27 protein-coding genes, 1 tRNA gene and 1 pseudogene are annotated in these 26,426 nt (G+C 73.7%); 14 read left to right on the plus strand and 15 right to left on the minus strand.

Features of this window, described 5'->3' with window-relative positions; all coding sequences use genetic code 11:
- Nucleotides 1–77 precede the first annotated feature (77 nt).
- Nucleotides 78–151: transfer RNA gene (locus tag BLT52_RS14670), tRNA-Pro, on the plus strand.
- An 82-nt stretch (nucleotides 152–233) separates the two neighbouring features.
- Here BLT52_RS14670 and BLT52_RS14675 read toward each other — a convergent pair.
- Entirely contained in the window at nucleotides 234–788 is a 555-nt protein-coding gene (locus BLT52_RS14675; protein WP_090594605.1) for a TetR/AcrR family transcriptional regulator, read from the minus strand.
- A 63-nt stretch (nucleotides 789–851) separates the two neighbouring features.
- Between BLT52_RS14675 and BLT52_RS14680 the strand changes: the two genes are divergently transcribed.
- Nucleotides 852–1,733, plus strand: coding sequence for an alpha/beta fold hydrolase (locus BLT52_RS14680; protein WP_090594606.1), 882 nt, complete (start codon nucleotides 852–854; stop codon nucleotides 1,731–1,733).
- Between the two features lie 227 nt (nucleotides 1,734–1,960).
- Here the strand turns inward: BLT52_RS14680 and BLT52_RS14685 are convergent, their stop codons facing one another.
- Together BLT52_RS14685 and BLT52_RS14690 are read right to left on the minus strand one after the other, a co-directional pair.
- Nucleotides 1,961–2,929, minus strand: coding sequence for an MsnO8 family LLM class oxidoreductase (locus BLT52_RS14685; protein WP_090594607.1), 969 nt, complete (start codon nucleotides 2,927–2,929; stop codon nucleotides 1,961–1,963).
- A 224-nt stretch (nucleotides 2,930–3,153) separates the two neighbouring features.
- A complete protein-coding gene (locus BLT52_RS14690) occupies nucleotides 3,154–3,843 on the minus strand; it encodes an SDR family NAD(P)-dependent oxidoreductase (protein WP_090594610.1) in 690 nt (229 codons plus the stop codon).
- Between the two features lie 142 nt (nucleotides 3,844–3,985).
- Here BLT52_RS14690 and BLT52_RS14695 point away from each other — a divergent pair, with 142 nt between their 5' ends.
- Both BLT52_RS14695 and BLT52_RS14700 read left to right on the plus strand, forming a co-directional pair.
- The gene (locus BLT52_RS14695; protein WP_090594611.1) at nucleotides 3,986–4,837 is read left to right on the plus strand and encodes a helix-turn-helix domain-containing protein; all 852 of its coding nucleotides are present in this window, start codon (nucleotides 3,986–3,988) and stop codon (nucleotides 4,835–4,837) included.
- A gap of 139 nt (nucleotides 4,838–4,976) precedes the next feature.
- Nucleotides 4,977–6,509, plus strand: coding sequence for an alkaline phosphatase D family protein (locus BLT52_RS14700; protein ID WP_090594613.1), 1,533 nt, complete (start codon nucleotides 4,977–4,979; stop codon nucleotides 6,507–6,509).
- Here the strand turns inward: BLT52_RS14700 and BLT52_RS14705 are convergent.
- Nucleotides 6,493–7,428, minus strand: a complete 936-nt coding sequence (locus BLT52_RS14705) for a CPBP family intramembrane glutamic endopeptidase (RefSeq protein ID WP_157677149.1) — start codon at nucleotides 7,426–7,428, stop codon at nucleotides 6,493–6,495. The two genes, BLT52_RS14700 and BLT52_RS14705, sit on opposite strands and share 17 nt — an antisense overlap.
- Nucleotides 7,429–7,546: 118 nt before the next feature.
- A complete protein-coding gene (locus BLT52_RS14710) occupies nucleotides 7,547–8,446 on the minus strand; it encodes a helix-turn-helix transcriptional regulator (RefSeq protein ID WP_090594616.1) in 900 nt (299 codons plus the stop codon).
- 216 nt (nucleotides 8,447–8,662) lie between these two features.
- On the opposite strand from BLT52_RS14710, the gene BLT52_RS14715 reads away from it, so the two are divergent.
- Nucleotides 8,663–8,905: a hypothetical protein gene (locus BLT52_RS14715; RefSeq protein WP_090594617.1), complete on the plus strand. Its 243-nt coding sequence runs from the start codon at nucleotides 8,663–8,665 to the stop codon at nucleotides 8,903–8,905.
- A gap of 97 nt (nucleotides 8,906–9,002) precedes the next feature.
- On the opposite strand, the gene BLT52_RS20905 is transcribed toward BLT52_RS14715, so the two are convergent.
- The 6 genes from BLT52_RS20905 to mraY form a co-directional block, all read right to left on the minus strand.
- Nucleotides 9,003–9,572, minus strand: coding sequence for a hypothetical protein (locus tag BLT52_RS20905; protein ID WP_157677150.1), 570 nt, complete (start codon nucleotides 9,570–9,572; stop codon nucleotides 9,003–9,005).
- The gene (locus BLT52_RS14725; protein ID WP_172804051.1) at nucleotides 9,573–10,886 is read right to left on the minus strand and encodes a DUF58 domain-containing protein; all 1,314 of its coding nucleotides are present in this window, start codon (nucleotides 10,884–10,886) and stop codon (nucleotides 9,573–9,575) included.
- Between the two features lie 4 nt (nucleotides 10,887–10,890).
- Nucleotides 10,891–11,907 carry an AAA family ATPase gene (locus BLT52_RS14730; protein ID WP_231946331.1) on the minus strand — a complete coding sequence of 339 codons (1,017 nt, stop codon included), beginning with the start codon at nucleotides 11,905–11,907 and terminating at the stop codon, nucleotides 10,891–10,893.
- Nucleotides 11,904–12,395, minus strand: a complete 492-nt coding sequence (locus BLT52_RS14735) for a hypothetical protein (RefSeq protein WP_157677151.1) — start codon at nucleotides 12,393–12,395, stop codon at nucleotides 11,904–11,906. The genes BLT52_RS14730 and BLT52_RS14735 overlap by 4 nt, the downstream gene beginning before the upstream one ends.
- Nucleotides 12,392–13,120: a DUF4129 domain-containing protein gene (locus tag BLT52_RS14740; RefSeq protein WP_090594622.1), complete on the minus strand. Its 729-nt coding sequence runs from the start codon at nucleotides 13,118–13,120 to the stop codon at nucleotides 12,392–12,394. Before BLT52_RS14740 ends, BLT52_RS14735 begins: the two co-directional genes overlap by 4 nt.
- A gap of 71 nt (nucleotides 13,121–13,191) precedes the next feature.
- On the minus strand, nucleotides 13,192–14,292 hold the full coding sequence (mraY, locus tag BLT52_RS14745) for a phospho-N-acetylmuramoyl-pentapeptide-transferase (RefSeq protein ID WP_157677152.1): 1,101 nt from the start codon (nucleotides 14,290–14,292) through the stop codon (nucleotides 13,192–13,194).
- Between the two features lie 493 nt (nucleotides 14,293–14,785).
- Here mraY and BLT52_RS21845 point away from each other — a divergent pair.
- Together BLT52_RS21845 and BLT52_RS21850 are read left to right on the plus strand one after the other, a co-directional pair.
- Nucleotides 14,786–16,231, plus strand: a pseudogene (locus BLT52_RS21845) (transglycosylase domain-containing protein); the annotation flags it as partial.
- A 364-nt stretch (nucleotides 16,232–16,595) separates the two neighbouring features.
- Nucleotides 16,596–16,883: a PASTA domain-containing protein gene (locus BLT52_RS21850; RefSeq protein ID WP_407922630.1), complete on the plus strand. Its 288-nt coding sequence runs from the start codon at nucleotides 16,596–16,598 to the stop codon at nucleotides 16,881–16,883.
- A gap of 273 nt (nucleotides 16,884–17,156) precedes the next feature.
- Here the strand turns inward: BLT52_RS21850 and BLT52_RS14765 are convergent, their stop codons facing one another.
- A complete protein-coding gene (locus BLT52_RS14765) occupies nucleotides 17,157–17,564 on the minus strand; it encodes a (R)-mandelonitrile lyase (RefSeq protein ID WP_090594628.1) in 408 nt (135 codons plus the stop codon).
- A 229-nt stretch (nucleotides 17,565–17,793) separates the two neighbouring features.
- A complete protein-coding gene (locus tag BLT52_RS14770) occupies nucleotides 17,794–19,050 on the minus strand; it encodes an SGNH/GDSL hydrolase family protein (protein WP_157677154.1) in 1,257 nt (418 codons plus the stop codon).
- Nucleotides 19,051–19,396: 346 nt separating this feature from the next.
- Between BLT52_RS14770 and BLT52_RS14775 the strand changes: the two genes are divergently transcribed.
- The 5 genes from BLT52_RS14775 to BLT52_RS14790 all read left to right on the plus strand — a co-directional run bounded on the left by BLT52_RS14775 (nucleotide 19,397) and on the right by BLT52_RS14790 (nucleotide 22,176).
- On the plus strand, nucleotides 19,397–19,723 hold the full coding sequence (locus BLT52_RS14775) for a hypothetical protein (RefSeq protein ID WP_090594631.1): 327 nt from the start codon (nucleotides 19,397–19,399) through the stop codon (nucleotides 19,721–19,723).
- 233 nt (nucleotides 19,724–19,956) lie between these two features.
- Nucleotides 19,957–20,625, plus strand: coding sequence for a nucleoside/nucleotide kinase family protein (locus BLT52_RS14780; protein WP_231946332.1), 669 nt, complete (start codon nucleotides 19,957–19,959; stop codon nucleotides 20,623–20,625).
- A 158-nt stretch (nucleotides 20,626–20,783) separates the two neighbouring features.
- Complete coding sequence (locus BLT52_RS21495; RefSeq protein WP_231946333.1) at nucleotides 20,784–21,050, plus strand: 4a-hydroxytetrahydrobiopterin dehydratase; 267 nt, start codon at nucleotides 20,784–20,786, stop codon at nucleotides 21,048–21,050.
- Between the two features lie 93 nt (nucleotides 21,051–21,143).
- Nucleotides 21,144–21,491: a VOC family protein gene (locus tag BLT52_RS21500; protein WP_269457614.1), complete on the plus strand. Its 348-nt coding sequence runs from the start codon at nucleotides 21,144–21,146 to the stop codon at nucleotides 21,489–21,491.
- A 70-nt stretch (nucleotides 21,492–21,561) separates the two neighbouring features.
- Nucleotides 21,562–22,176 carry an N-acetyltransferase gene (locus BLT52_RS14790; RefSeq protein WP_090594633.1) on the plus strand — a complete coding sequence of 205 codons (615 nt, stop codon included), beginning with the start codon at nucleotides 21,562–21,564 and terminating at the stop codon, nucleotides 22,174–22,176.
- A 205-nt stretch (nucleotides 22,177–22,381) separates the two neighbouring features.
- Here the strand turns inward: BLT52_RS14790 and BLT52_RS14795 are convergent, their stop codons facing one another.
- Both BLT52_RS14795 and BLT52_RS14800 read right to left on the minus strand, forming a co-directional pair.
- Nucleotides 22,382–23,221 carry an SDR family oxidoreductase gene (locus tag BLT52_RS14795; protein ID WP_090594634.1) on the minus strand — a complete coding sequence of 280 codons (840 nt, stop codon included), beginning with the start codon at nucleotides 23,219–23,221 and terminating at the stop codon, nucleotides 22,382–22,384.
- Nucleotides 23,218–24,201, minus strand: a complete 984-nt coding sequence (locus BLT52_RS14800) for an alpha/beta fold hydrolase (RefSeq protein ID WP_090594636.1) — start codon at nucleotides 24,199–24,201, stop codon at nucleotides 23,218–23,220. Before BLT52_RS14800 ends, BLT52_RS14795 begins: the two co-directional genes overlap by 4 nt.
- Nucleotides 24,202–24,333: 132 nt before the next feature.
- Here BLT52_RS14800 and ilvA point away from each other — a divergent pair, with 132 nt between their 5' ends.
- Both ilvA and BLT52_RS14810 read left to right on the plus strand, forming a co-directional pair.
- Entirely contained in the window at nucleotides 24,334–25,596 is a 1,263-nt protein-coding gene (gene ilvA / locus BLT52_RS14805; RefSeq protein ID WP_090594637.1) for a threonine ammonia-lyase IlvA, read from the plus strand.
- A 154-nt stretch (nucleotides 25,597–25,750) separates the two neighbouring features.
- Nucleotides 25,751–26,416: a dihydrofolate reductase family protein gene (locus tag BLT52_RS14810; RefSeq protein WP_090594639.1), complete on the plus strand. Its 666-nt coding sequence runs from the start codon at nucleotides 25,751–25,753 to the stop codon at nucleotides 26,414–26,416.
- Nucleotides 26,417–26,426: the final 10 nt, after the last annotated feature.

A 26,426-nucleotide genomic window follows, 5' to 3' on the forward strand; every position in this document is an offset into this window, starting at 1 on the left:
GCGGATGTCGATTGGAGACCGGGGCGCCTCCTGCGCTAGTGTTGCCGACGCTCCGCTGGTGATCCCGGCGGGGTGATCGGGCTGTGGCGCAGCTTGGTAGCGCACTTGACTGGGGGTCAAGGGGTCGCAGGTTCGAATCCTGTCAGCCCGACAACAGTGGCCAGGCACATCGTGCCTGGCCACAGTCATGTCCCGGCCCCTGTGCTGCCCGCAGCCTCCGGCGATGCCCCAGGTCATGACCTTGCGAGGGCGCGCACCGCCCGTTCGATGGCGGGACGCATGTCGAGCTCGGGGTCGACGGTGAGCCGGTGCAGGAGCAGTCCGTCGCCGAGCGCCATCAGGGCCCGGGTCGCCGGCACCGGGTCGGCGATACCGACGGCCGTCACGATCATCTCCGTCCACCTCTCGAACTCGCGGCGCTGGTGCCGCAGCGGCTCGCTCAGCGCAGGATCGCCGGCGAGCTCGAGGAAGAGGGCGTAGCGTGCGCGGGTCCGCACCGCGAACTCCCCGCTCTGCAGCTCGACCATGGCGCTCAGGCCCTCGATCAAGCCGTCGGGGTCCGTGACGGCCGGCATCGCAGCCGGGTCGAAGTCGGCACGTTCACGCTCGGCGATCCAGTCGACCACGCCGCCGAGCAGCGCCCGACGGGTGCGGAACCAGTTCGAGGTGGATCCGGGCGGCAGGCCTGCTCGTCCGTCGACCCGCGTGTGGCTCAACGCCCGCACGCCCTCCGCACCGAGCAGCTCCACGGCCGCCACGAGCGCACGCTCGCGGGTCGACGCTGGCATGGACACACCCTCCGGACGGACTTACTATGAACATAGTATCTCGGTCGCACCAAGGGGGTCGCCATGTTCACGCCCACCTCGACCTGGTCCCCGCCTCTGCCAGAGGCACCCGGCTTCGACCACAGCGTCGTCGAGACGCCCGGCCTGCGGACGCACGTCGCCGCCATCGGGGAGGGGGAACCGGTCGTGATGCTGCACGGATTCCCTGAGAACTGGTGGCAGTGGCACGCCGTGGCTCCGGTCATCGCCGCACGCGGCTACCGCGTCCTCTGCCTCGACCTGCGCGGGGCCGGCTGGACCGTGGCCGACGATCCGCGGGTCGGACGCGAGACCCGGCTCCGTGACCTGCTCGCCCTCTTCGAGGCCCTCCGCATCGAGCGCGCCCACGTCGTCTCGCACGACATGGGCACCATCACCGCCATCCAGCTGAGCTACGACCACCCGGAGCGGGTCCGGACCGCGGTGCAGCTCGCGGTGCCCCCCGCGTTCTTCGCCTTCAGCCCGAGGATCGTCCCCGGTTTCCGGCACCTTCCCCCCTTCATCTGGCACCGCCGGGGCGCCTCGCTGCGCGGGGTCTTCTCCGACGCCTACGTCGCCCAGCCGATGTCGGAGGAGACGGTCGAGACCTACCTCGCCCCGCTGCGCCGCCCCGACATCGACCACGCGGTGCGTCCGCTCACCCGCGGCATGGTCCTGCCCGAAGCCGTGCGCATGATGCGCGGGGTGTACCGCCGCCAGCGGCTCACGGTGCCGACCCTCGTCGTGTACGGCCGCCGGGACCACCCCTGGAGCGAGCAGGTGCTGGCACGCATCTGCCGCGACCCCGAGCGGTACGCCGACCGCATCGAGCTCGCCTACGTCGACGACGCAGCCCACTTCATCACCGACGACGCCCCCGCCGCGGTCGCCGACCTCGCACTCGACTGGTTCGATCGCTCCGCATGAGCCCGCACGTGGGCTCTCGGGTCTGCCGTCGACCCTGTGACCGCGTCGGCCGCGACACGTGCTGACCGGACCGACAACGGTCGGACGTCGTCGCCGGTCCCTCGTCGGGCAGGGGTTGTGGCGGCAGCGACCTCTCGGACCTCGGCGACAGCACGCAGTCCAAGGCGGGTCGCTCGGTGCTGTCGTCCGCCCGTCCCGGGGTCACGTCCCCGCGCCGGCGCGCTGGGTCAGCCCAGGAGCGAGGCGAGGAACTCGTCGGTGACGCGGACGTCGGAGCGGTCGTAGGTGCTGACGCTCGCGAGGACCTCCGAGGCGCCGGTCCGCTCGAGCAGGTGCGCCAACGACGTCGCGACCTCATCCGGCGTGCCCGCGACCGCGGTCGCGACCCAGGAGTCCACCGCCGTGCGCTTCTTCGTGCTCGCGGTGTCGCGGAGCAGACGACGCACCTCCTCGACGGGCTGGAGCGGGCGGAACTCCCCGACGTCGCGGGAGTCCAGGTAGGCCCAGGCCTCGGGCAGCAGGAGCTCTCGAGCACGTTCGGTGGTCTCGGCCACGACGACGTCGAGGCTCACCACCAGGTAGGGGGCGGGCGTGGTCGGGCTCGGCCGGAAGTTCTCGACGTAGGCGTCGATCGCTGCCGGGTCCTGCAGGAGCGGACCCCCGATCACCGCGGGCAGGCCCCGCTCGGCGGCGAGGGTCAGACCGCCCTGGATGGCGAGCAGGAACACCGGTGGTGGTTCGACGCGTGGCCTGACCGTGATCTCGGCGCGCCCCTCCAGGTACGACCGCACCTGGTCGATCTCGTCAACGTACTCACCCTCGCGCAGGATCGTGCGACCCAGCGCTCGCCGGACCGGCGCGGTGAACCCGAGGGACCCGCCGAGCCCGAGGTCGATCCTGCCGGGGTACAGCGACTCCAGGAGCAGAGCCTGCTCGGCGATCACGACCGGGCGGTGGTTGGGGACCATGATCCCGCCGGTGCCGAGACGGATGTCCCGCGTGCGGGCCCCGATCGCCGACAGCAGCACCGTCGGGGCGGCGCTGGCGATCCCCGGCACCGCGTGGTGCTCAGCGGTCCAGAACCGACCGAAGCCGAGCTCCTCCGCCCGCACCGCACGCTGGACCGTCGTGAGCACGGCCTCCGCATCGGTCTCGCCGCTGCGCGTCCTGGAGCGGTCCAGCAACGAGATGCGCATCGCCGATCCTCTCCGTCCCGCTCACGGGACGACTCCTCCGGCGACCGGGCGCCCGGTGCACCACGACACGCCACCCGGTGCGTGAGCGCTGGTCGCTCGTGCCGCTGACGTCCCGGGAACGCACCGGCGCCCAGCACCATTCCCGACGATCGGCTGCCGCCCCGCCGGTGACCGCGACGTCGTGCGGTGTCGCGGGTCAGCGGGCTCCCGGCCTCCCTGCGCGTTCACCAGCGCAGCTCACCGTCCTCGTCGCTGAACGTCCCGGTCGGTCCGTCCGCACCGAGGGTGGCCAGTCGGACGACGGTCCGCGCGCTGTCCTGCACCGGCCTCCCGCCGCCCATGGCCGAGGTCATGTCGGTGGAGGTGAAGCCGGGCTCGAGGGCGTTGAAGCGGATGTCGGGGTGGGCCTTGGCGTAGTGGACGGTCAGCATGGTGGCTGCCGCCTTCGACGCCGAGTACATGGCGATGCCGGACAGCTGGGACTCCGGTCGGGAGGGCTCGTTCACCGCCCAGAACGACCCCGCGCTGCTGGAGACGACGACCACGTTCGGGGTCTCCGAGCGGCGCAGCAGCGGCAGCGCCGCCTCGGTGACGCGCACGACCCCGACCGCGTTGGTGTCGAAGGACCGCAGCGCGGAAGGGCCGTCGGGGGCGCCGGTCAGCAGGATCCCTGCGTTGTGGACGAGGACGTCCAGCCGCCCGTCGGCCTCCTCGATGGTGGCCAGCGCGGCGCGCACGGACTCGTCGTCGGTCACGTCCAGCTGCACGGCGCGGGCGCCGATCTCCGCCGCGGCCTGCTCGCCGCGGCCGAGGTCACGGGCGCCGATCCAGACGTCGTGGCCCAGCTCCCGCAGCTGGCGTGCGGTCTCGAAGCCGATCCCCTTGTTGGCGCCGGTGATCAGTGTGACGGTCATGCTCTTCCTCTCGGTACGTGGACCCGGTGGGGTCGTTCGTGCTCGACGTTAGGAGCGGCCCGTGGCCCGGACCAGAGCCCTCCGCAGCCTGGGGTGTGGCAGGACCCCCTCTCCGCCGCCCGTCGCCTCCTACGCTGGGCACGTGACTGACCGATCGAACTCTCTCGGCGCCTACCTCCGGGCCCGCCGAGCGCTGGTGACGCCCGAGCAGGCGGGGATCCCCGACATCGGGGTGCGGCGGGTGCCGGGGCTGCGCCGGGAGGAGGTCGCCATGCTGGCCGGCATCAGCGCCGACTACTACCTGCGGCTGGAGCGGGGGCGCGACCGCCACCCGTCGCTGCAGGTGCTGGAGTCCATCGCCCGGGTGCTGCACCTGGACGACGAGCACCTGACCTACCTGCGGACGCTGGTGGCCGAGGTGCCGCGCCAGCGCCGTCGCCGCCCCCGCAAGGAGGTCCCGCCGGCAGGGGCGCTGAAGCTGCTGGAGGGCCTGGTCCAGCCCGCCTTCATCGAGGGCCGCTACTTCGACATCCTCGCCTCCAACAGCCCCGCCCGGGCCATCTCGCCCCGTCTGGCGGTGGGTGGGAACCAGCTCAAGGACATGTTCATGGACCCGGCGGAGCAGGCCCTGCTCCCGCAGTGGGAGGCGGTCACGGAGTGCTTCGTGGCGAACCTGCGCCAGGCCGTGGGCAACGACGTCGACGACCCCCGCTTCATCGAGCTGACCGGTGAGCTGTCGCTGGCGAGCGCCAAGTTCCGCCAGCTCTGGGGCCGGCACGAGGTCCGTGCGCAGACCGGCACGCCGATCCGCCTCCACCACCCCCAGGTGGGAGAGCTGACCCTGAACCGCGAGCGGATGGCCATCGGCGGCGCCGACGGCCAGATGCTGGTCGTCTACCACGCCGACGCCGGCTCCACCCACGCCGACAAGCTGGCGCTGCTGGCCTCCGCCGACCTGCCCACCGTCGAGGCCGGGGTCCGGCAGACGGTCTGAGCCGCCCGCCCCCGGCGCCCGCCGAGGGTGCTGCAGGGTGTCGCCGGCGCGGCACCGGGTGTTCGTCCGGGCGTCGCCCGCGGGACCGCTGGGAGGAGCAGGCTGGCCGGGCTCCCGCCCGCCGACCGTCGAGGACGACATGCCCGCACCTGCCTCCGAGCCCGCGCTCGGCCGCCGCCGCTTCCTGACCACCGCCGGCGTGGGGCTCGCGGCCGCCACCCTCGCGCCCGCCGCGGTGGCCCGCGCCGCCGTCCCGGCCGACCCGTTCACCCTCGGGGTGGCCTCCGGGGACGCCGACGACACCTCGGTGGTGCTGTGGACCCGGCTGGCCCCGGCACCGATGGACCGGACGACCTCGTTCGGGATGGGCTCGACCGAGGAGGTGACCGTCGACCTGCGGGTCGCCACCTCGGTGGACCGCCTGGCCGACGAGCGGACCTGCGTCGCCACCGTCTCCTGCACCGCGGTCAAGGGTGACGGGTTCTCGGTGCACGCGCTGGTGGAGGGGCTCCGGCCCAGGACCCGTTACGTCTACCAGTTCAGCGTGGAGGGCCACCTCAGCCCGGTGGGGGAGACCCGCACGCTGCCCGCTCCCGGCACGTCCACCCCGGTCCGCTTCGCGGTGATCAACTGCCAGAACCTCGCCGGGGGTGCGGAGGAGCTCCACTTCAACGGGATGAGCGATCTCGTGCAGAGCCACGACGTCGACTTCGTGGTCTTCCTCGGCGACTACATCTACGAGTTCGGCCGCGCGGCCCACGTGCCGCCGACCGCGGTGGACGACATCGCCGGCTACCGCACCCGCTACGGGCAGTACAAGAGCCGCGAGAGCCTCCGCGAGGTGCACCGCCGCTTCCCCGTCTACGCCGTCCCCGACGACCACGAGTTCTTCAACGACGTCCGCGGCGGCACCCTGCCCGCCCGCCCGCCGCGCTGGAACGCCGCCCTGCGGGCCTACTGGGAGAACCTGCCGCTGCGCGGCCGTCCCGAGCCCGACGCGGCGGGCCGGCTGTGGCTGGAGCTGCACCGCCGGGTCCGCTGGGGTGACTCGCTGGACCTCTTCCTCACCGACATCCGCCAGCACCTGGGGACCACCACGATGCTGGGGGAGGAGCAGGAGACGGCGCTGCTGGACTTCCTCACGACCAGCACCGCCCGCTTCACCGCCATCGGCACCCAGACCCCGATGACCAGCTTCGCCGGGTTCGGCAGCCCGTGGCGCGAGCACGCCGCCACCCGGGCACGGATCACCCAGGCGCTGCTGGCCAGGAAGCAGCAGGACCCCCGCGCGTTCAACCCGCTGGTGCTGGCCGGCGACATCCACTGCGCGATGGTCAGCCACGTCCAGCTGGACGTCGACGACGTCTCCTCCACCCCGGTGGCCACCGAGTTCGTCAACGCCCCCATGACCAGCGGCAGCGCGAACAACTGGGACGCCGTCCGGCTGGCCGGGCAGGGCGGGCCCGGCTTCCGCGCCGCCTACGGCTTCACGCAGGGGTCGTCGTGGACCCAGTACAACGGGCTCAGCATCCACACCGTCACCCCGGGCAGCTGGACCACCACCTACCGGCTGGGCAACCAGATCAACCGCCCGGACGGGGCGATCACGCTCTCACCGAGCTGGTCGCTGCGCTACGGCGCCGAGGTGGGCAGCGTCACCCCGCGGGCGTGAGCACCGCACTCCCGGTGGACCTCGTCAGCCACGGCGTGCTCCGCCACAGCACGAAGGTCGTCACAGCCATGACGACCACCGGGACCAGCACGACGGGCCCCGTCGGTGTCGACACCGTCGACAGCTGCCCGGCCATGATGACCGGCACCAGGAGCAACGTGTTGTTCGCCGCGTGGACCAGGACGGGGATCTCGAGACCGCCGGTGCGCTCGGCGAGGACCGCGAAGCTGATCCCCATCACGATGTAGTACGCCACCGCCCACGGATCGGAGGCACCGTGGACCAGACCGAACCCCAGGGCGGTGGTGAGAGTCGCGACGACGAACGCCACGACGGGACGGGCGAAGAGGGCTCCGACTGCCCGGAGCAGCAGTCCCCGGAAGAGGTACTCCTCGCCCGCCGACTGCAGCGGGATGGTGATGACAGCCACGACGCAGAGGACGAGGTTCAGTCCGGTCCACCTCGGGGAACCCGTGCCGAGAGCCGGCTGCACGAGCACCGTGAAGACGATCCACACGGGCACCACCACGACGGCCGCTCGTGCCAGCACCACCCACCGGAAGCGTCCTGCCACCGAGGACAGCGTCCCGGGCGCGGCTCCGTCGATGATCGCGTGCAGCACCGTGCTGACTGGGACCAGGAGGGCGATGAACAGGTTCCCCACGGCCCAGACACCCGTGGTCAACGACGGGTTCGCCGGGTCGAACGGGGTCACACCGATCACCCGGTCCACCGCGATCCCCACCGGGACCGCCGTCGCGACCAGCAGCAGGAGGATCACGATCCCGCCTCCGGCGGCGACGAGAGCCCGCCAGGGCTGGGGGCGGTGTCCCAGGGCCAGCACGTACCCGGAGAGGGGTGATCGAGCCGTCGACGACTGCGCGCTGGTGAGAGGTCCGTCCGGACGGGAGGTGGTCACCCCTCCAGGCAAGACCATGACGTCGCGTCGGGGTCAACCGGAAGCCGACGGCGACGTGGCGCAGCGGGCCTGCGCCGGTGCTCCCGGAGCGGTCAACCGGAGGGACCCCGGCCCGGGATCAGGCGCCGGTGCCCGCGACGGCGTCCGACGCGCTGTCGACCTGCTGCTGGCTGGCCGCCCACGAGGCGAGCAGCCTCAGGCCGTCGGCGGTCGGGCTCCCGGCGGGTGCGGTGTAGACGTTGAGGTGCAACCCGGGGGCCGAGGCGATCTCCATCGACTCGAAGTCGAGGTCGAGCTGACCGACCACCGGGTGGCGCAGCCGCTTGTGCCCGCTGCGGAAGAGCTGCACGTCGTGGGAGGCCCAGCGGGTGCGGAACAGCTCCGAGCGGGTGGACAGCTCACCCACCAGGGCGATCAGGTCCGGGTCGTGGGGGTTGCGGCCGGCCTCCAGCCGCAGCATGGCGGCGGCGTCGTTGGCCACCCGCTCGTAGTCGACGAAGAAGTCGGGGGCGGCCGGGTCGAGGTAGACGAAGCGGCAGGTGTTGGGCGGACGCCGGTCGTCGGTGAGCACCGGGGCGTACAGCGCGCGACCCAGGGAGTTCATGGCCACCAGGTCGTGGCGGCCGTTGCGGACCCATGCGGGGGCGTCGGTGATGGCGTCGAGCATCTGCTGGATCCCGGGGCGGATGGCTCCCGAGGTCGGCTGCCGCCGCCGGGGGCCGCGGGCGCCGCACTTGCGGGCCAGCGCGTAGAGGTGGCTGCGCTCAGCCTCGTCCAGGCGCAACGCCTCGGCCAGGGCGTCCAGCACGCTCTCCGAGGCCCCGGCCAGGCTGCCCCGCTCCATCCGGACGTAGTAGTCGACCGACACCCCGGCCAGCATCGCCACCTCCTCGCGCCGCAGGCCCTTGACGCGACGGTTCCCGCCGTAGGCCGGGAGGCCCGCCTGCTCGGGGGTGATCCGGGCCCGGCGGGTGCTGAGGAAGTCACGGATCTCGGTGCGCAGGTCGGTGGTGCCCATGCCACCCACGGTAGGCACCCGCCGCGGCTGCTGGGAGGCCCTGTCAGTACCAGGTAGACCAGGGTCTCCCAGGACGGGCGCGGGACCGGTGGACTGGGGACCGTGCCAGCCACCACCGGCACCGCGGCGGCCGGTCCTGGACCGGGTCACCGACGGTGGACCGCCCGCTGGACGGTCTCACCGCACCCGCCACCCGAACCACGAGGGAGACACCCGATGAACCACCTCCGACTCCTCCCCGGCCAGCCGGCCGCCACCAACCCCGTCCTCGCCACCCTGGGCGCCGGTGTCGACCTGGCCCCGACCGGCGACGACCGCTGCGACCACCGATCCGGCCGGCTGCGCTGCGTCCGGCGTCGCCACCCCGAGCACCCGGACGCCCACGTGCGGGTGGCTGGCTTCGACGAGGCGACCGCAGAGCCGGGGGACGCCGTCCTGGGGCAGGGTTCGGCCGCCTGAGCGACCCCGGCGCGGCGGTCGCGGTCGTGACCGTCGCCGAGCCGGCCGAGCACGGGCTGGAGGACGGCCACGGGTGAGCTCGTCCGGTGCCACCAGGTCAGCGGCCCGGGCCCTGGCTCGAGCCCGGCGGGCGGTGGACGGGCCACAGGACCAGCCCGACCACCCCGACCAGCGCCAGCACCAGGACCGCGGTGACCCCCAGGGCCGGCGGCAGGACCAGGCCGCCGAGCAGCAGCGCCAGCACCAGACCCACCCCGACCGCGACCAGCGCCACCACCGTCGGCACCAGCGAGCGGCGCCACACCCCGGCCTGGACGCGGGCGTGCGGACGTCCCACCGACAGCGCGGAGGCGGCCCAGTGCCAGCCCACCAGCCCGAGCGCCACCGGCACCAGGCCCAGCGCCCCGACCGCCGGCGCGACGACCGCGCCCCAGGCCACCACCATCACCGCCCACAGCGCCGGCAGGTGCCCCTGCGGGGCGAGCAGCCCGACCACCAGCAGGAGCAGCGCGAAGACGCCGACGGCCGCGGGCGCGCCCTGGGCCCACGGCACCGCCATCGCGACCAGCGCGGCGACCAGCATCACCAGCCGCAACCACCACCGCGACGCCGGCAGCACGCGCGCGCGTCCCAGCACCCCCACCAGCCACTCCACCAGCGTGCCCATCTAGCGACCCCCGCCGCCGAGGCTGCGCGACAGCCGCGGTGCGGTCCGGTTCGCCGCCAGCGCACCGACCACCAGCCCCAGCCCCTCCAGCCCCCGCCACGGCACCACCGGCACCCCCAGCTCGGCCAGCCGGGACAGCTCGACGTCGCGCTCCAGCCGCCGCAGTGCCCACGCCTCCTCCCAGAACCGGCCCGGGCGGAACCGCTCGGCCAGGGCGTCCAGCGCCGAGGCCGCACCGCCCCGGGGCGTGTCGTCCAGACGTCCCAGCTCCGGCGGGAGGGTGTCGACGGCCAGCACCGCGGCCCCGCGGTGCACCAGCCGGAGAACCTCCAGCAGCACGTCGGCGTCCAGCAGCGGGGAGCAGACCACCACCAGCGAGCCCGGTCGGACCCGGTGCACCCGACGCACCACGCTGCGGTCGATCCGCTCCACGGTGGCCGAGGCCAGCTGCTCGGTGATCCGGGTCCGCTGCCGGGCTCCGGCGCCGGGCGGGACCGAGCCGATCACCCGTCCCAGGTCGTGCAGCCCCACCCGGTCACCCAGACCCAGGTAGTGACCGGACACGGCGGCGGCGGCGAGCACGGTCAGGTCCAGGCTGGACGCGCCGGCCCCGTCCCCGGCCACGTCGGACAGCGTGTCGGTGACCACCAGCAGCTCGGTGTCGCGCTCGGCGGTGGTGGCGTTGGTGTGCAGCTCCCCGGTCCGGGAGGTGACCCGCCAGTTGATCCGCCGGAGCCGGTCCCCGGTCCGGAACGCGCGCACCTCGGCCAGCGCGCTGCCCTCACCCCGGACCCGGCTGGGGTGGATGCCGACCAGCCCGACCGGGTGCGGGACCGCCTCCGAGCCGCCGGGCGCGTCACGGGCCGGGGCCACCGTGAACGCCTGCGCGACGGGGCGCCAGCTGCCCCGCCACAGGCCCCAGTCATCGGTCAGCCGCGCCGGCGCCGGGGTCACAGTGTGCCGGCCCCAGCGCTGAGGCTGCACCCGCACCACCGTCCGGTCCGCCGCGACCACCGCTCCCAGCGGCGGCTCCAGCTCGCAGCGCAGCGGGCGCGGGACCTCGACGTCGAGCACCCACCCCGGTGCCTCGACGACGTGCTCGGCCACGGACCCGACCACGAGCCGCCGGGCGCTGAGGGCCGAGGACGGCTCCGGCACCGTGCGCGGGGGACGTCGCAGCACGCCGAGCGCGCACCAGGCCGCGAAGGGGGCCACCAGCACCAGCAGCGCCACCTGGTGGGTGAGCAGGGTCAGCAGGCCGGCCACCGCCAGCAGCAGCGCCGCGCGCACCAGGGCGTGGCTGGGCCGCAGCACCACCTCAGGCTCCCGGGTGGTACTCGGACGGCACCGGCACCCGGTCCAGCACGCTGCGCACGACCCGCTCCCCGGTCACGTTGCTCATCCACAGCTCCGGTCGCACGGTGACCCGGTGGGCCAGGGTCGCCACGGCGAGCGCCTTGACGTCCTCGGGGGTGACGTACCCGCGGCCGCGGATCAGCGCGTGGGCCCGCGCGCAGGTCAGCAGCGCGAGCGAGCCGCGTGGCGAGGCGCCCACCAGCAGCGAGCTGTCGCGCCGGGTCTCGCTGGTCACCGCGATCGCGTAGCGACCGACCTCGGGGTGGAAGAAGACGTCCTCGGCGGCCTGCTGCACCGAGCGGAGCCGCTCCGGGTCCAGCACCGGGTCCACCGACTGCTCCTCGCGTCGCCGGGTGATGCGACGGGACAGCACCTCCCACTCCTCCTCGGGGCCGGGGTAGCCGAACTGCAGCCGCATCAGGAAGCGGTCCAGCTGGGCCTCCGGCAGCGGGTAGGTGCCCTCGGTCTCGATCGGGTTGGCGGTGGCCAGCACGTGGAAGGGGTGCGGCAGCCGGTGGGTGACGCCCTCGACGGTCACCTGCCCCTCCTGCATCGCCTCCAGCAGCGCGGCCTGGGTCTTCGGCGGGGTGCGGTTGATCTCGTCGGCCAGCAGCAGCCCGGTGAACAGCGGGCCGGCGCGGAAGTCGAACTCCGAGCGCCGCTGGTCGTAGACGTAGCTGCCGGTGAGGTCGGAGGGGAGCAGGTCGGGGGTGAACTGGGCGCGGCGGAACCCGAGGCCGAGGGCCTGGGCGAAGCTGCGTGCCGCCAGCGTCTTGCCCAGCCCGGGGAAGTCCTCGATCAGCACGTGCCCGCCGGCGACCACGCCGGTGAGCACGAGCTCCAGGGCCCCGCGCTTGCCCACCACCGCCCGCTCGACCTGGTCCAGCACCGCGGCGCACAGCGCGGAGGCCTCGGTGACCGAGGCCGGGGTGGCCAGGTCGGTCGTCGGGGGAGGGGTCGGCACGGCGTCGGTGCTCACAGTCGGTTCAGCTCCTGCAGGATCGTGCGCATCCGTCGTCGGGACAGCGCGGGGGGTGGTTCGGTGGACAGGTACTCCGCCAGGACCGTTGGCAGCGGGCCCTCGTGCCCGGAGACCTGGCGGCGGCGCTCGGTCAGGTCGGCGATGGTGCGGGCCACCTCGGTGCGGTTCATGCCGTGCGCGGGCTGCACCCCCCACAACCGGGTCTCCAGCACCCGGACCCGGCGGTCGAGGTTGCGGTTCACCGGCGCGACGACCCCGGGCTCGGGTACCGGGGTGACGTCGGTGGGGGCCGGGTCGAGCACGGTGCCGAGGAACCAGCGCGCCACCACCGCCGCGACCACCAGCAGGATCAGGAACGGCAGCCGCAGGCCGAAGCCGATCAGCTCCAGCAGCAGGCCGACCACGACCGCCGCCGCCGCCGCGACCACGCAGGTCCTGGCGAGCCGTCGCCACGGCACCGGACCCGAGGGTCTCTGCGGGCTCACCGCGCCGCCTCGGGGCCGGTCCCCGTGCGGAGCCCGGCGAGGGCGTCCAGGGCCTCGGCACGTGCGGCCTCGGGGAGCCGGGCGCCGGAGAAGAGGGCCTCTTCGTACAGGTCGGCCAAGCGCTCCAGCGGGCCCACCGGGAGGGCCGCCCCGGCCAGGACGGCCACCGTGTACTCGCGGGCGGTCTGGCTCGGCTCCCGGGCCACGCCGGCGTCGGCGGCCAGCAGCTCCAGGCCCTGCCAGCAGCCGACCACGGCCCGGTTGACGTCACCGTCGACCTCGATCTGGATCACACTCTGCTCCAGCAGCGCCCGCACCTCGTCGACGTCGACCACGGTGGGCAGGCCCTCGTCCACCCCGGCGGGCAGCCCCTGGCGACGCACCGCGCGGACCGCGAGCACCACCGCCACCGCCAGGACGGCCAGCACGAGCGCGACCAGGACGGGGACGAGAGCCCCGGTCAGGGCACCCAGACCCTCGCCGAGCGGCCCGGGTTGGCGCGGGGGCACCGGCGGCAGGGAGGGCTGTGGTGGCGGGGCGGCGGTGGGACCGGGGGGTGGGGTGACCTCGAAGGAGGGGAACCGGGTGACCGGGGACTCCGCCGGCAGCCGTGCCCCGAGGCCCAGCGCCAGCACCAGCAACCCGGCGCAGGCCAGGGCCAGTGCGGTCAGCGGCCGGCTGACGGCGTCGGGCCGCTGCGGTCCCTGCGAGCCGGCGACGTCCACCCGGACGATCCAACCACGTGGCGGTGGCTACGGCGTCGGCGACCGTGCGCAGCCGGACGGAGCCGGACGGGCTAGGGACCGGCCGAACCCGTGCGCGCGAGCCAGGTGGAGTAGAAGATCATGATCGCCGTGATGGCGCCGAAGGCGGAGATCAGCCAGAAGCGGATCGTCACCGTGGACTCGGACCAGCCGCTCAGCTCGAAGTGGTGGTGCAGCGGCGCCATCTTGAAGAACCGCTTGCCGCCGGTGAAGCGGAAGTAGTAGCGCTGGATCAGCACCGAGCTGGTGACCATCACGTAGATCACGCCGATGACGGGCAGCAGCAGCTCGGTGCGGGACAGGACCGCGAGGGCGACGAGGAAGCCACCGATGCCCAGGGATCCCGTGTCGCCCATGAAGATCCTCGCGGGGTAGCAGGACCACCAGAGGAACCCGACGAGGTTGCCCAGCAGGGCGCAGGTGACCACTGCCAGGTCCTGGGGGTGGACGGTGTCGAAGCAGCCCGCACCGCCCGCGCCCGAGCAGGAGTTCTGCGCCTGGAAGACCAGCATCAGCGCGTAGGCAGACAGGCTGGAGATGGCGCAGCCGGCGAGCAGGCCGTCCGCGCCGTCGACGATGTTCACCCCGTTCGTGGTGCCGATGGAGAGGAAGCCGTACCAGGCCAGGGCGAGCACCACGGCGACGACCGGGCCCCAGCGGGCGAGGTCGAGGAGCTCCACGTCGCCGACGAAGGTGATGGAGGACGACACCAGCGAGCGACCGGCTCGGTCCGCACCCCAGAGCGCCACCGGGACCAGCAGGGCGATGACCAGCAGCTGCCCGACGATCTTGGCCCGCTCGGGGAGACCGGCGGAGTTCTGGTGGTGGGTCTTGAGGTAGTCGTCGACGAACCCCACCGCCCCCATGCCGACCATCGCGAGCAGGACCAGCACCGCCGAGGTCGTGACCGCCTCGCCGGTGACGGCGTGCGCCACCGCGTAGGCCACCACGGTCCCCGCCCCGAAGACGAGCCCGCCCTTGGTGGGGGTGCCCTTCTTGACCAGGTGGGTCTGGGGGCCGTCGGCCCGGACGAACTGCGACCAGCCCAGCCTCTTCAGCACCACGATGGCCGGTCGGGTCAGCAGCAGGCAGAAGAGCACGCCGACGCAGAAGGCGACGATGGCGGCAACCACCTCTGGTACCTCCCGATCAGGGTGGGGACACGAAGGCACCGACGCTAGCGGCACACCGCCGCCCTCACCGGGCGGAAACGCCGGGGGCCGCGCGGCTCGTCGGGCGAGCGACGCGCCACGCACCGTGAGCGCCATCGGGCACGTGGACTGACGCAGCCACCGTGACACGTGCCTCGCCGGCACTGGTCGAGCTCCGCGGTACGGACGATGCATGCGATCTCGGCATGGATGAGGGCCGGTTCGGCTTGGTGTGCGCCGGGACGTCGCCCCCATCGTGGGGTGCATGACATCCCGAGGTCGACGCGCTGCCGAGCTGACCCACGCCACCACGATGTTCGTGGTGGTCGCGGTGCTGATGGGTCTGCTCGCCGGCGGGCTGGTGGTGCCCTGGGTCGTCATGGCCGGCGCCGGCAGCCGATCGGCCGCGGGGGCGGTCGAGCTGCTCCCGACGGACCTGGAGACCCCGCCGCAGCCGGAGCGGTCCAGGGTGCTGATGTCCGACGGCAGCGTCCTCGCCACCTTCTACGAGCAGAACCGGGTGTACGTACCGCTGGAGGACATCGCCCCGGTGATGCGGCAGGCGCAGGTGGCGATCGAGGACCACCGCTTCTACGAGCACGGGGCCCTCGACCTGACCGGCACGTTGCGGGCCCTGCTGCGCAACAGCGCCGGAGGATCGACCCAGGGCGGCTCGTCGCTCACCCAGCAGTACGTCAAGATGGTGCAGGTCGAGAAGGCCCGGGCCAGCGGCGACGACGCCTCGGTGGAGGCCGCGCAGGAGAAGACCTACCGCCGGAAGCTGCAGGAGCTGCGCTACGCCCTCGCGGTCGAGGAGCGGCTCAGCAAGGACGAGATCCTCGAGCGGTACCTCAACATCGCCTACTTCGGCGACGGGGCCTACGGCGTGGAGCAGGCCGCTCGGCAGTTCTTCGGCACCTCCGCCGCCGACCTCGACCTGGCGCAGGCAGCGATGCTGGCCGGGCTGGTGCAGAACCCCACCGCCACCGACCCTCGACGCCAACCCGAGGCGGCGGTGGAGCGTCGCGACGTGGTCATCAACCGGATGGCCGGGCTCGGTCTGGTGAGCACGCAGGCCGCGGCCGCCGCCCGGGCCGAGGACTGGGATCCCACGCGGGTGCGGACCGCGGCGAACGGGTGCGTCGACACGCAGTTCCCCTTCCTGTGCGACTACGTCCGCCGGACGCTGCTCACCGACGAGGCGCTGGGCAGGACCGAGGCCGAGCGTGAGGCGCTGCTGGAGCAGGGCGGGCTGACCATCAGGACCCGGATCGAGCCGGCGACCCAGAAGGCGGCGGAGGAGGCGATCTCGGACCTGGTCGACCCCCGCGACCCGGTGATCGCCACCATGACGATGGTCGAGCCGGGCACGGGCCAGGTGCTGGCCATGGCCCAGTCCCGGCCCGAGATGGGCGACGGGCCCGGCCAGACGTTCTACAACTACGCCGTGCGGACCAGCCTGGGCGGGGCAGAGGGGTTCCAGGCCGGATCGACGTTCAAGGCGTTCACCGCGGCGGCGGCGCTCGAGGAGGGCATCTCGGTCCAGCAGCGCTACGACTCGCCGAGCCGGATGGACTTCTCGGGTCAGCGCTTCGACTCCTGCGAGGGCCGGCAGACCGTGCCCCAGGGCTACCGGCCGAAGAACTCCACCCGCTCCGGCCCGGACATGACGATGAGCTACGCCATGGCCTGGTCGGTGAACACCTACTTCCTGCAGCTGGGCCGCGACACCGGGATGTGCCACGTGACCTCGATGACTGAGCGCCTCGGGGTGGAGCTTGCCTCGGGGGAGGAACTGAGCAGCCGGTCCTCGGTCTTCTCGCTGCCGCTGGGCTCGGTCGACATCACCCCGCTGTCGATGACGGAGGCCTACTCGACCTTCGCCGCCGAGGGCGTGCACTGCGAGCCGGTGGTCGTGCAGCGCATCACCTCCCGCGACGGCGACGACCTCGGCGTGGGCGCTGAGGACTGCGACCGGGTGGTCGACCGGGGCGTCTCGGGCGCGGTGACCGGCCTGCTCTCCGACGTCATGGACGGGGCGGGTGGCCCGGCCCGCCCTGCCCCACCCGGTCGCTGGCAAGACCGGCGCCACCGACGACAGCCAGGCCGCCTGGTTCTGCGGCTTCTCCCCCGAGGTGGCCGGGTGCGCCTCGATCGCGGTGGACAAGGCCGACGACCACTGGGACGACCGTCGACGCTCCCTCACCGGGCTCCGGCTCTCCGGCGGCCGGGTGCTCAGCGGCGACGGCAGCGCCGACGCGGGGGCCCGGATCTGGCGTCCGGCGATGACCGAGGTCCTCGCGGGACGTCCTCCGACCGCGCTCCCTCGCACCCCGGCCCCGCAGGAGCAGCCCGCCGGCCGGGTCGTGCCGCAGGTCCTCGGGCTGGGCGTGGAGGAGGCCCGCGCCCGCCTCGACGACGCCGGCTTCACCGTGGTCACCCGCCCGGTGCGGAGCCGACGTCCGGAGGGCGAGGTGCTGGGCGCCACACCGAGCCGCCGGGCACCGGCCGGCACGATCACCCTCTCTGTGGCGACCAGGCGCGACGCCGGCCGTGCACCAGCCGGCCGCTGAGACGACCCCTGACCCTGTCGACGCCTGGCCCGACAGCACGAGCTCGACCGGACACCGCGGGGGATCCCGGCCAGTGGCGGATCTCGCCGGTCAGTAGCGGACGTCCGGGCCTCGGCTTCGCGCAGGGCGCGGGCCCTGGCCTGGCTGTCGCGCCACAGGGCGTCAAGATCCGCCGCCCGTCGGCTTCGGACCGGTCGAACTGCTCGACGCCGCTCCCCGATCTCGGCTGCGGCGATCGGGCGGTGCGCGGCCCGCTCGGGCGCGATGACGCCGTCAGAGGTCGCGCGCGGAGCCGTACTCGTCGTCGGTGACCGGCTCCAGCCACTCGACGACGTCGTGCTCGTCGTCACCCTCGTTGATGGCGAGGTGGACCATGAGCCGGTTGGGTGCGGCACCGTGCCAGTGCTCCTCGTCGGCCTCGAAGAGGACGCGGTCACCCGGGCGGATGGCCTCGACAGGGCCGCCGCGGCGCTGGCAGAGCCCGACGCCCTCGGTGACGAACACCGTCTGGCTCAGCGGGTGGCGGTGCCAGTGGGTGCGGGCGCCGGGCATGAAGTGCACGAGGTTCGCCGAGACGCGCGACGGTGGCGGAGCAGCGGCGACGGCGTCGAGGTAGACCTCACCGGTGAACCAGCTCGTCGGGCCTCGGGTGGTGTCGGTCGAGCTGCGGGTGATCTGCATGGTTCTCCGTCTCGTCGTGGGCGACAGGATCCGCGCTGGCGGCCCGGAGGACCGGCAGCTGACGCGTGTCAGCGGGGAGCCCGTGCGTCGGCTCAGGAGAACCGATGACCAGCCGCGACCGCGTCGCCCGGTCAGTCAACCACCGCCGACGGGACCCGGTTCCCCGTCGCCCGCCCGCGTCCCCCGACGTGAGCCCTTTGGTGGGCTCGCGTCCGGGCAGCCCGAGGGGTCAGCGCGCGGTGGCCGCCAGCTTGGCGGTCAGCAGCGCCGCCCACCGGCCGTAGCCGGCGCGGGTGAGGTGGACACGGTCCGTGGCGAGCCAGCCGTAGGGGTCCGCACCACCGGTCCCCGACAGCTTGGGGATGTACTGGCCGACGTCGAGGAAGTCGACCATCCGGCTCCGGTTGTCCGCGGCGACCCCGGCGATGGCCGCGGTGTAGTCGTCCCACAGCCGTCCAGCGGGCATGGTCTGACGCTCGAACTCGGCCATCAGCAGGATGGGAGCGGCGGTCTTCGTCCGCAGCAGGTTCACCACGGCCGCCAGGTCCGCACGGAACTGGGTCGCGGTCCGTTGGGCCGGGTCGTTGGTGTGGAAGCTCACCGTCACCAGTGCCGGGTCGTAGCGCAGCAGCGAGTCCGACCACACGCTGTTGGCCGCCGGGACCCCGGTCGCCACCGAGAAGGAGCCGGCGATCGAGCCGTGGTGTCCTCCGTTCAGCACGTGGATCCCACGGTCCACGTCGCCGTCGAAGAGCCAGGCGCCCTCGAGCTCGGGCTTCCCGGCGACGGCCGCCACCCGGATGGTCCGCGCCGCAGCCGAGGCGTAGGTCGCGCTCGACCAGGTCTTCGGCCCTGGCGACTCCGCGGTCACGGTCACCGCCGCCCCCGCGTCCACCTGCACCGTGATGGAGTCGCCGCGGGCGACGGCCCACCAGGCGATCTTGACGTGCGACCAGGCGGGACCCGCCAGGGTGGCGGTCCCCGCACCGGCCAGCGGCACGACGCGCCGCCCGATCCCGTGCTGGGTCCCCTTCACCACCGTGCCCGGGTAGCGCCACAACGGCCCGGACGGGTTGGGGATGACGTACCTGGCCGGTACGTAGCCGAGGCCGCCGGCCGCGGGCGTCGGGAACTGGTCGCGCAGGGAGTGCATCGTCTGACCCGGGTAGCCCTCGAAGGGCGTGGGTGCGCTCGTCCCCTCGGTCAGCGAGTTGCCCAGGGTGACGATCGTGCAGCGCCGCTGCGCGCGCTGGTCACGCGCGGCGTAGAAGGTGCGCAGCGGGTCCGAGGCCGGGTCGTAGGTGAACCGCGGGATCGGCCGGTCGGCGATCTCGGTGGGGGACGGCTCGGCCCGGGTGTCGGCACGGGCCGCCGACACGCCACCGGGCAGCGACCAGGCCGTGGTCGCCGCGGCGGCCAGCGCCAGGGCGTGACGGCGGCTCAGGGCCGTAGGAGCAGCGGGGGAAGAGGGGTCGGTACGGCGCATCATCGTCCTTCGGGGGAGACGGGGTGTCAGGGGGCTGATCGCCTTCGTTGCGGGACGTTACGGGCTCCTCGTCCGGGAGCGTCACCGGTGACGACGGCTAATTTTCATCAGCACGCTGACAATCTTTATTCGCACTCGATTCGCGCCAGGTGGGCTTTTGTCGGTGCAGTCGCCTGGCGCCGCAGGCCGCGGGCGCGGTCGCCTGGCTGGGCCCACGTGGGGTGAGTCGCCAGCGAGGTCGTCACCGCCCAGGATCGCCGGTCGGCGTCGCCGCCGGACCTCCGCACCGGCTGGTGCTGGTCTGCCGCCGGACCTCCGCACCGGCTGGTGCTGGTCTACTGACTCCATGACCGAGAAGCTGGGGTCCGCGGGCTCGGTGCCCGGCGGCGGACAGGGTGTGGCGCCGAGGCGCTACCCGCGTGGGACGGTCGTGCTGATGGCGCTCGCGATATTCGTCGCGCTCCTGTCGCTGGTGGACTGGACCGGCCAGGGCGCACCACGCGGCTGGATCTTCCTCCCGGTGCCGATCGGGTTCGCCGGCGCCCTCTGGGCCCTGTGCTCCCGACGCCTCGACGTCCGGGAACGGATCGGGTGGGCGTTGTTCTCCTTCTTCTCCGGTTTCGCCCCCTTCTTCCTGGTTATGGGGCTCGGCACCCTCCTGCTCGGTCCGTAGTGCGCTGGGGGCCTCGACCCCTGAGGCAGGAGCCGCACCGCCGACCTGATCGGTCCGCGCCGGAGCCGACCCGGCAGGCGTCGTCGAGCGGGTCACGTCCCTGCCCCGCACGGCGCGTCCGGGGTCGTGGGTTCCAGGCGGCGGCACCAGCGTGCTTGACGCCGTGTCGACGGCTGGACAGGCTCGTGCGGGCCGGCCGCTGGTCCGGTCCGGAGCCGATCGAGGAGCAACGCGTGACCGAACGCCATGACGTCCCCCTCGACCCCGCGGGTCCCCCGGTCGTGTCCGCGCCGAGCGCCGACCTGCTCACGCGCGCCCGACGCCTGGCCGGACGTGATGGACGGCGGCTGCTGGGGATCACCGGCGCACCGGGGGCCGGGAAGTCGACCCTGGCCGCCGAGCTGGTCGACGCGCTCGGGCCCGAGACCGCGGTGCTGGTTCCGATGGACGGGTTCCACCTGGCCCAGGCGACGCTGGTGGCGTGGGGTCGGGAGGGCCGCAAGGGCGCCTGGGACACCTTCGACGCCGAGGGCTACCTGCACCTGCTCCGCCGGCTGCGCGCCGACGAGGACGAGGTGGTGCACGCTCCGCGTTTCGAACGCGACCTGGAGGAACCCATCGGGTCGGCGCTCCCGGTCCGGCGGGGTCTCCCGCTGGTGGTCACCGAGGGCAACTACCTGCTGTCCACCGAGGGGCGCTGGGGGAGCGTCGCCGCCCTCCTCGACGAGTGCTGGTTCCTGGAGCCCGACGAGGGCACCCGTCTGGACCGGTTGGTGGCCCGGCACCGCCGGCACGGCCGGAGCGCGGCCGAGGCCGAGACGTGGGCGCGGGGGACCGACCAGGTCAACGCCCGGCTGGTGCAGGCCTCCCGCTCCCGCGCCGACCTCGTGGTCCGACCCTGACCGGACCACGCGTCGGCCTCCGGGACGTCGACCGCGACGGCCCTCGTCGGGCGTCCTGACCAGCAGCCTGGCCGGTTCGCACGCCGGCGCCGAGGCGACGGTCCGAGGTCCCCGTGCGCGGACGGCGCGCAGACCCGGGAGGGGCGTACGGTCGCGTCATGGACATGCTGGGTGGTGGACAGATCGCCGAGGCCGACCTGATCGACTGGCGCAAGCTGGCTCAGGGACTGCACGCCCGCTACCGGGTCGACGGCTTCGGCACCGCGGTGCGGTTCCTGGCGGCCGTGGGCCAGGCGGGGGACGCGATCGATCACCACCCGCGCGTGTCGATCGGCCCCGGCCACGTCGACCTCGAGCTCGTCAGCGAAGACGCCGTCTACCGCGACGCCGAGGGCACCGAGCACGTCGTCGAGTGGGTGACCTAGCAGGACGTCGACCTCGCCCGACAGATCACCGGGATCGCCGCCGACCAGGGGCTCGAGGCGGACCCGGCCTCGGTCAGCGTCCTCGAGCTCGGACTGGACACGTCCCGCTCCGCGGCCATCGCCCCGGTCTGGGCCGCCCTGCTCACCGGGCGACCGGAGGCCCAGGGCCACGGGTCGCCCAGCGACGAGGTCCGCGACCCCCTCGGACGCGTCCCGAACCTGTGGTTCGGGGACGCCGACGAGCACGAGGGTCCCCGTCAGCGCTTCCACGTCGAGGTCTACGTCGCACCCGAGGTGGCCGGGCAGCGGATCGCCGCCGCGCTCGACGCGGGCGGCACCGTCGCCGACGACAGCGGTGCCCCCGGGCTCACCGTGATCGCCGACCAGGACGGCAACACGGGCATCGTGTGCGTCGACACGTCCGCGGTGAAGAAGGTCTGATCGCCGCCACGACCGGCCGGCTGCCGTGCCGGGGGTCACACCGGCCCGTGACCGCCGTACGGTGAGCGGCATGGCGAGCGAGACCTCCTACCGCACCGCACCCCTCAGCGCCGAGACCTGGCCGGCCTTCGACGCGCTGGTGCAGCGGCACAACGGGATCTTCGGCGGCTGCTGGTGCACCTACTTCCACCCCGACAGCCCCGAGCGGGCCGAGGCGCGCGCGGCCCATTCTGGTGACGGCTACGAGGCCAACCGGGCCCTGAAGAAGCGTCTGGTCGAGATCGGCAGGGCCCGTGCGGCGCTGGTGCTGGCCGGGGACGAGGCGATCGCCTGGGCGGAGTACGGCACCCCCGAGGAGCTGCCGAACCTGCACCACGGCAAGCAGTACCTCGCCGAGGCCGACGTCCTGCCCGACTACCGCATCACCTGCGTCTTCGTCGACAAGCGGCACCGGCGCCAGGGGGTCACGGAGCTGGCCATCACCGGCGCGCTCGACCAGATCGCGCGGGCCGGGGGCGGGCGGGTCGAGAGCTATCCCCACGACCTGACCGACCAGACCAAGAAGATGTCCTCGTCCTTCCTCTACAACGGCACCCGTCGCCTCTACGAGCGGCTCGGCTTCACCTACGACCGGCCCAAGGGGTTGAGGAACTGCGTCATGGTGAGGACGGTCGAAGCTGCTTGATCACCGCCCCGGCCGGCCCGGCCGCGGCTGCGGACGGCAGCGGTGGGCCGCCAGAGCAGGCTCCTCGTGCCGTACCAGTGGGCCCCTGAGGGTCGGTTCGACGACCGGCAGCAGCCGAGCAGGTCACGCGACCGGACCCTCACAGGTCAGCGGCTCGGCGGTGACGGGTCGCTGGCCCCGTCGACGCTGGCCGCACCCGTGGGTGTCAGCGCTGACCCAGCAGCTCGGCCAGGCTGGTGGCAGGTCGGCCGGTGATGCGCTCGACGGCGTCGCTGACCGCAGCCACCTCCCCGCGCGCGATCGCGGTGTAGGTGCTCACCCAGGCGTCGTACTGCCACTGCGGCGCGGGCCAGCGCAACCGGGAGGCGTAGGCCTCCTCGACGGTCTCGGCGTGGTACCGGACCGGCGTGCCCCGGTGCTCGGAGATGATCCCGGCCACCTCGTCCAGGGTCAGCGACCCCGGCCCGGTCAGGTCGTGGGTCAGTCCGCGGTGGGCGTCGGGGTCCTGCAGCACCACCGCCGCGACCTCGGCCACGTCGGCGCGGGCCACCGCGGCCACCGAGCCGTCGCCGGCCGGACCGCGGATGACGCCCTCCTGGTCGGGCAGGTCGGCCAGGAAGTCGGCGTAGAAGCTGTCGCGCAGGAACGTCCAGGCCATCCCGGAGGCACGGAGGTGCTCCTCGGTGGCGTGGTGGTCCCGGCCCAGGGTGAAGGTGCAGTTCGGGGCGGCGCCCTGGAAGGAGGTGTAGACCACGTGCCCGACCCCGACCGCGGCGGCCGCGTCGAGGAACGTGCGGTGCTGCTGCAGCCGGTCCGCGCTCTCGGAACCGGAGACCATCAGCAGCACGTCGACGCCCTCCAGCGCGGCCCGCGAGGCCGTGGCGTCGCCGTACTCGCAGACGCGCACCTCCGCCCCCGGCACGTCGGGTGCCCGGCTGGGGTCGCGGACCAGCAACCGCGGCACCACTCCCGCCCCTCCGAGCAGGTCCACCACCATCCCGCCCAGGGCACCGGTGGATCCGGTCACCGCCACGGTCCGCGTCATCGTCGGGTCCTGTCCTCGTCCGTGTCCCCGTGCGGGGTCCGCCCCGCCGTCACCCCGCTCGCCGACCGCTCGGTCGGCGGCACGTAGGGCGCAGTGTCGACGGTCGTCTCCCCGGCCCGGACGGCGGTCCGGACGATGCCGCCGAGGATGGCCGGCCAGGCGCCGAGCGGCAGGTCGTGTCCCATGCCCCGGACCAGGAGCAGCTCGGCCCGGGGCAGCGCCCGGGCGGTGGCCCGGCCGCCGGAGACGTGCACCAGCGGGTCGGTGGTGCCGTGCACCACCAGGGCCGGGACGTCCACCCGACGCAGCGCCCGGGTCCGGTCCGGGGCGGCGAGGACGGCGGCGAGCTGGCGGGCGCTGCCCTCGGCGGACAGCCCGCGGGCCAGCGTCCGCTCCAGCAGCCGGACCGCGTACTCCTCGTCGAAGGGGAAGGCCCTCGCCTTGAGCTGGTGCAGCCGGGCCAGGGTGGCCGCGGTGTAGCCCTGGGGATCGACGGGGGTGGGACGTCCGAGGCTGCGCAGCACCGCCCACCGGGTCGGGAAGCCGACCGTGGGGCGTCCGGTGGTCGACATGATCGAGGTCAGCGACCGGACCCGCTCCGGGTGCCGGATGGCCACGACCTGCGCGATCATCCCGCCCATCGAGATGCCGACCACGTGGGCCGAGGCGAGACCCAGGTGGTCGAGCAGGGCGACCGCGTCGTCGGCCAGGTCCTCCAGCGTGTAGGGCGGCCGGCTGACCCGCAGCAGGCTGCGCACCGGGCGGGCGGTGCCGGACATGGGCTCGGAGCGTCCGGAGTCGCGGTTGTCGAAGCGGACCACGTGGAACCCGCGCTCGGCCAGTGCGGCGCAGAACTCGTCGGGCCACCAGATCATCTGCCCACCGAGCCCGAACACCAGCAGCAGCGGGACGCCGCCGGGCTCGCCGAAGGTCTCGTAGCTGATCCGGATGCCCCGGAGCCGAGCCTGCTGTTCTGCCATGTGCCGCTCAACCCCTTCCTGCGCCGACCCTATTCCGGCGACGGGTCCTCAGGGCCGGTCGCGGGGAGGCGATGCTGCCGGCGCCACCGAGACGGTGCCGGCGACCGGGCCCCGACGGGGCAGGATCGGGGGATGGCCAGCACCCCGCGCACCGTGGACGCCCGCGACGTCGAGGAGGCCGCGGCGCGTCTGGTCGACGCGGTCGCCGCCACCCCGCTCCAGCGCAGCGACCGGCTCTCGCGGCTGACCGGGCTGGACGTCTGGTTCAAGCGCGAGGACCTCCAGCACGCCCGCTCCTACAAGGCCCGCGGTGCCTACAACCTGATCTCCCGGCTGTCCCCGGAGGAGGTGGCGCGGGGCGTGGTCTGCGCCTCGGCCGGCAACCACGCCCAGGGGGTGGCCCACGCCTGCCACGTCCTCGGCGTCACCGCCCGGATCTACCTGCCCCGGACCACGCCGCGGCAGAAGCGGCAGCGGGTGGCGGCGATCGGCGGGACGGCGGTCCAGGTGGTGATCGAGGGCGACTACTACGACGAGGCCGCCGCGGCCGCCCTGGCCGACGCCGACCGGACCGGCGCGGTGCTGGTGCCTCCCTTCGACCACCCCGACATCGTGGCCGGGCAGGGCACGCTGGCCATCGAGCTGGTGCAGCAGCTGGGCCGTGCCCCCGAGGCCGTGGTGGTGCCGGTCGGGGGTGCCGGTCTGCTCGCCGGCCTGGTCGCCTGGTTCGCCGAGCGGCACCCGTCGGTGTCCGTGGTCGGCGCCGAGCCCGCCGGCGCGGCCAGCCTCACCGCGGCCCTGGTGCACGGGGGACCGGTCACCCTGCCGTCGGTGGACACCTTCGTGGACGGGGCGTCGGTGGCCCGCGTCGGGGAGCTGCCGTACGCGCTGGTGGCCGGCCGCGCGGACCGGGTGCTGACCGTGGAGGAGGGGGCCATCTGCACCGAGATGATCGACCTGTACCAGGAGGAGGGCATCGTCGCCGAGCCGGCCGGCGCGCTGGCCGGAGCGGCGCTGCGCGGCGCCCAGCTGGGGCTGGCGCCCGGGTCGACCGTGGTGTGCCTGCTCTCCGGCGGCAACAACGACCTCAGCCGCTACGCCGAGGTGGTGGAGCGCTCGCTGGTGCACGAGGGCCGCAAGCACTACTTCATGGTCGACTTCCCCCAGGAGGCCGGGTCGCTGCGGCGCTTCCTGGACGAGGTGCTGGGACCCGACGACGACATCACGCTGTTCGAGTACGCCAAGCGCAGCAACCGGGAGGTCGGTCCGGCGCTGGTCGGCATCGAGCTGGGCCAGCCGGGCGACATCGACGCCCTGCTGGGCAGGATGGCGCGCAGCCCCGTCCGCGCCACGCACCTGCCGGCCGACGCGCAGATCACCCGCTTCCTCGTCTGAGGGTCGTCCACCGCAGGCCCTCGACCGTCACCGACCGGTCGTGGTGGGGAGGACACCGGGACGCGGGCTCCGGACGCCGCCCCGATGAGAACCCGGGTCGGACGGGGTCTCATCGTCGACGCCGGTGACCAGCCGGTCCGACGGAGGAGCACCGATGTCACGCACCCGGATCCACAACCTGTCCATCTCCCTCGACGGCTTCGCGACGGGTGAGCCGCAGTCGCTCGAGGCACCGTTCGGCCACGCCGGCCAGCGGCTGCACGAGTGGATGTTCCGCACCCGGACGTGGGCGCAGCACATGGGGACCGGAGACGGCGCCGCCCCCTCCGGTTCGGTGGGCCTCGACGACGCCTTCGCCGAGCGCCACGGCACCGGGTTCGGCGCCGAGATCATGGGCGCCAACAAGTTCGGTCCGCCGGGGTGGCAGGACGACCCGGCGTGGGAGGGCTGGTGGGGACCGAACCCGCCGTTCCACACCCCGACCTTCGTGCTCACCCACCGGCCCCGTCCGCCGCTGGAGAAGGAGGGCGGCACCACCTTCCACTTCCTCGACGTCTCCCCGGCCGAGGCGCTGGCCACCGCACGTGAGGCCGCCGCCGGGGCCGACGTCCGGATCGGCGGCGGACCCACGGTGGTGCGCGACTTCCTCAGCGCCGGGCTGGTCGACCACATGCACCTCGTCCAGGTGCCCGTCGTGCTCGGGCGCGGCGTCCGGGTCTGGGACGGCCTGGAGGCGCTGGAGGACGCCTACGAGATCGAGGCCGTCTCGTCCCCCAGCGGCGTCACCCACCTGACCTTCACCCGCCGGGACGGCGCCTGAAGGGGGAGCG

Origin of the sequence: Auraticoccus monumenti, from assembly GCF_900101785.1 — a bacterium.
Taxonomy (GTDB): domain Bacteria; phylum Actinomycetota; class Actinomycetes; order Propionibacteriales; family Propionibacteriaceae; genus Auraticoccus; species Auraticoccus monumenti.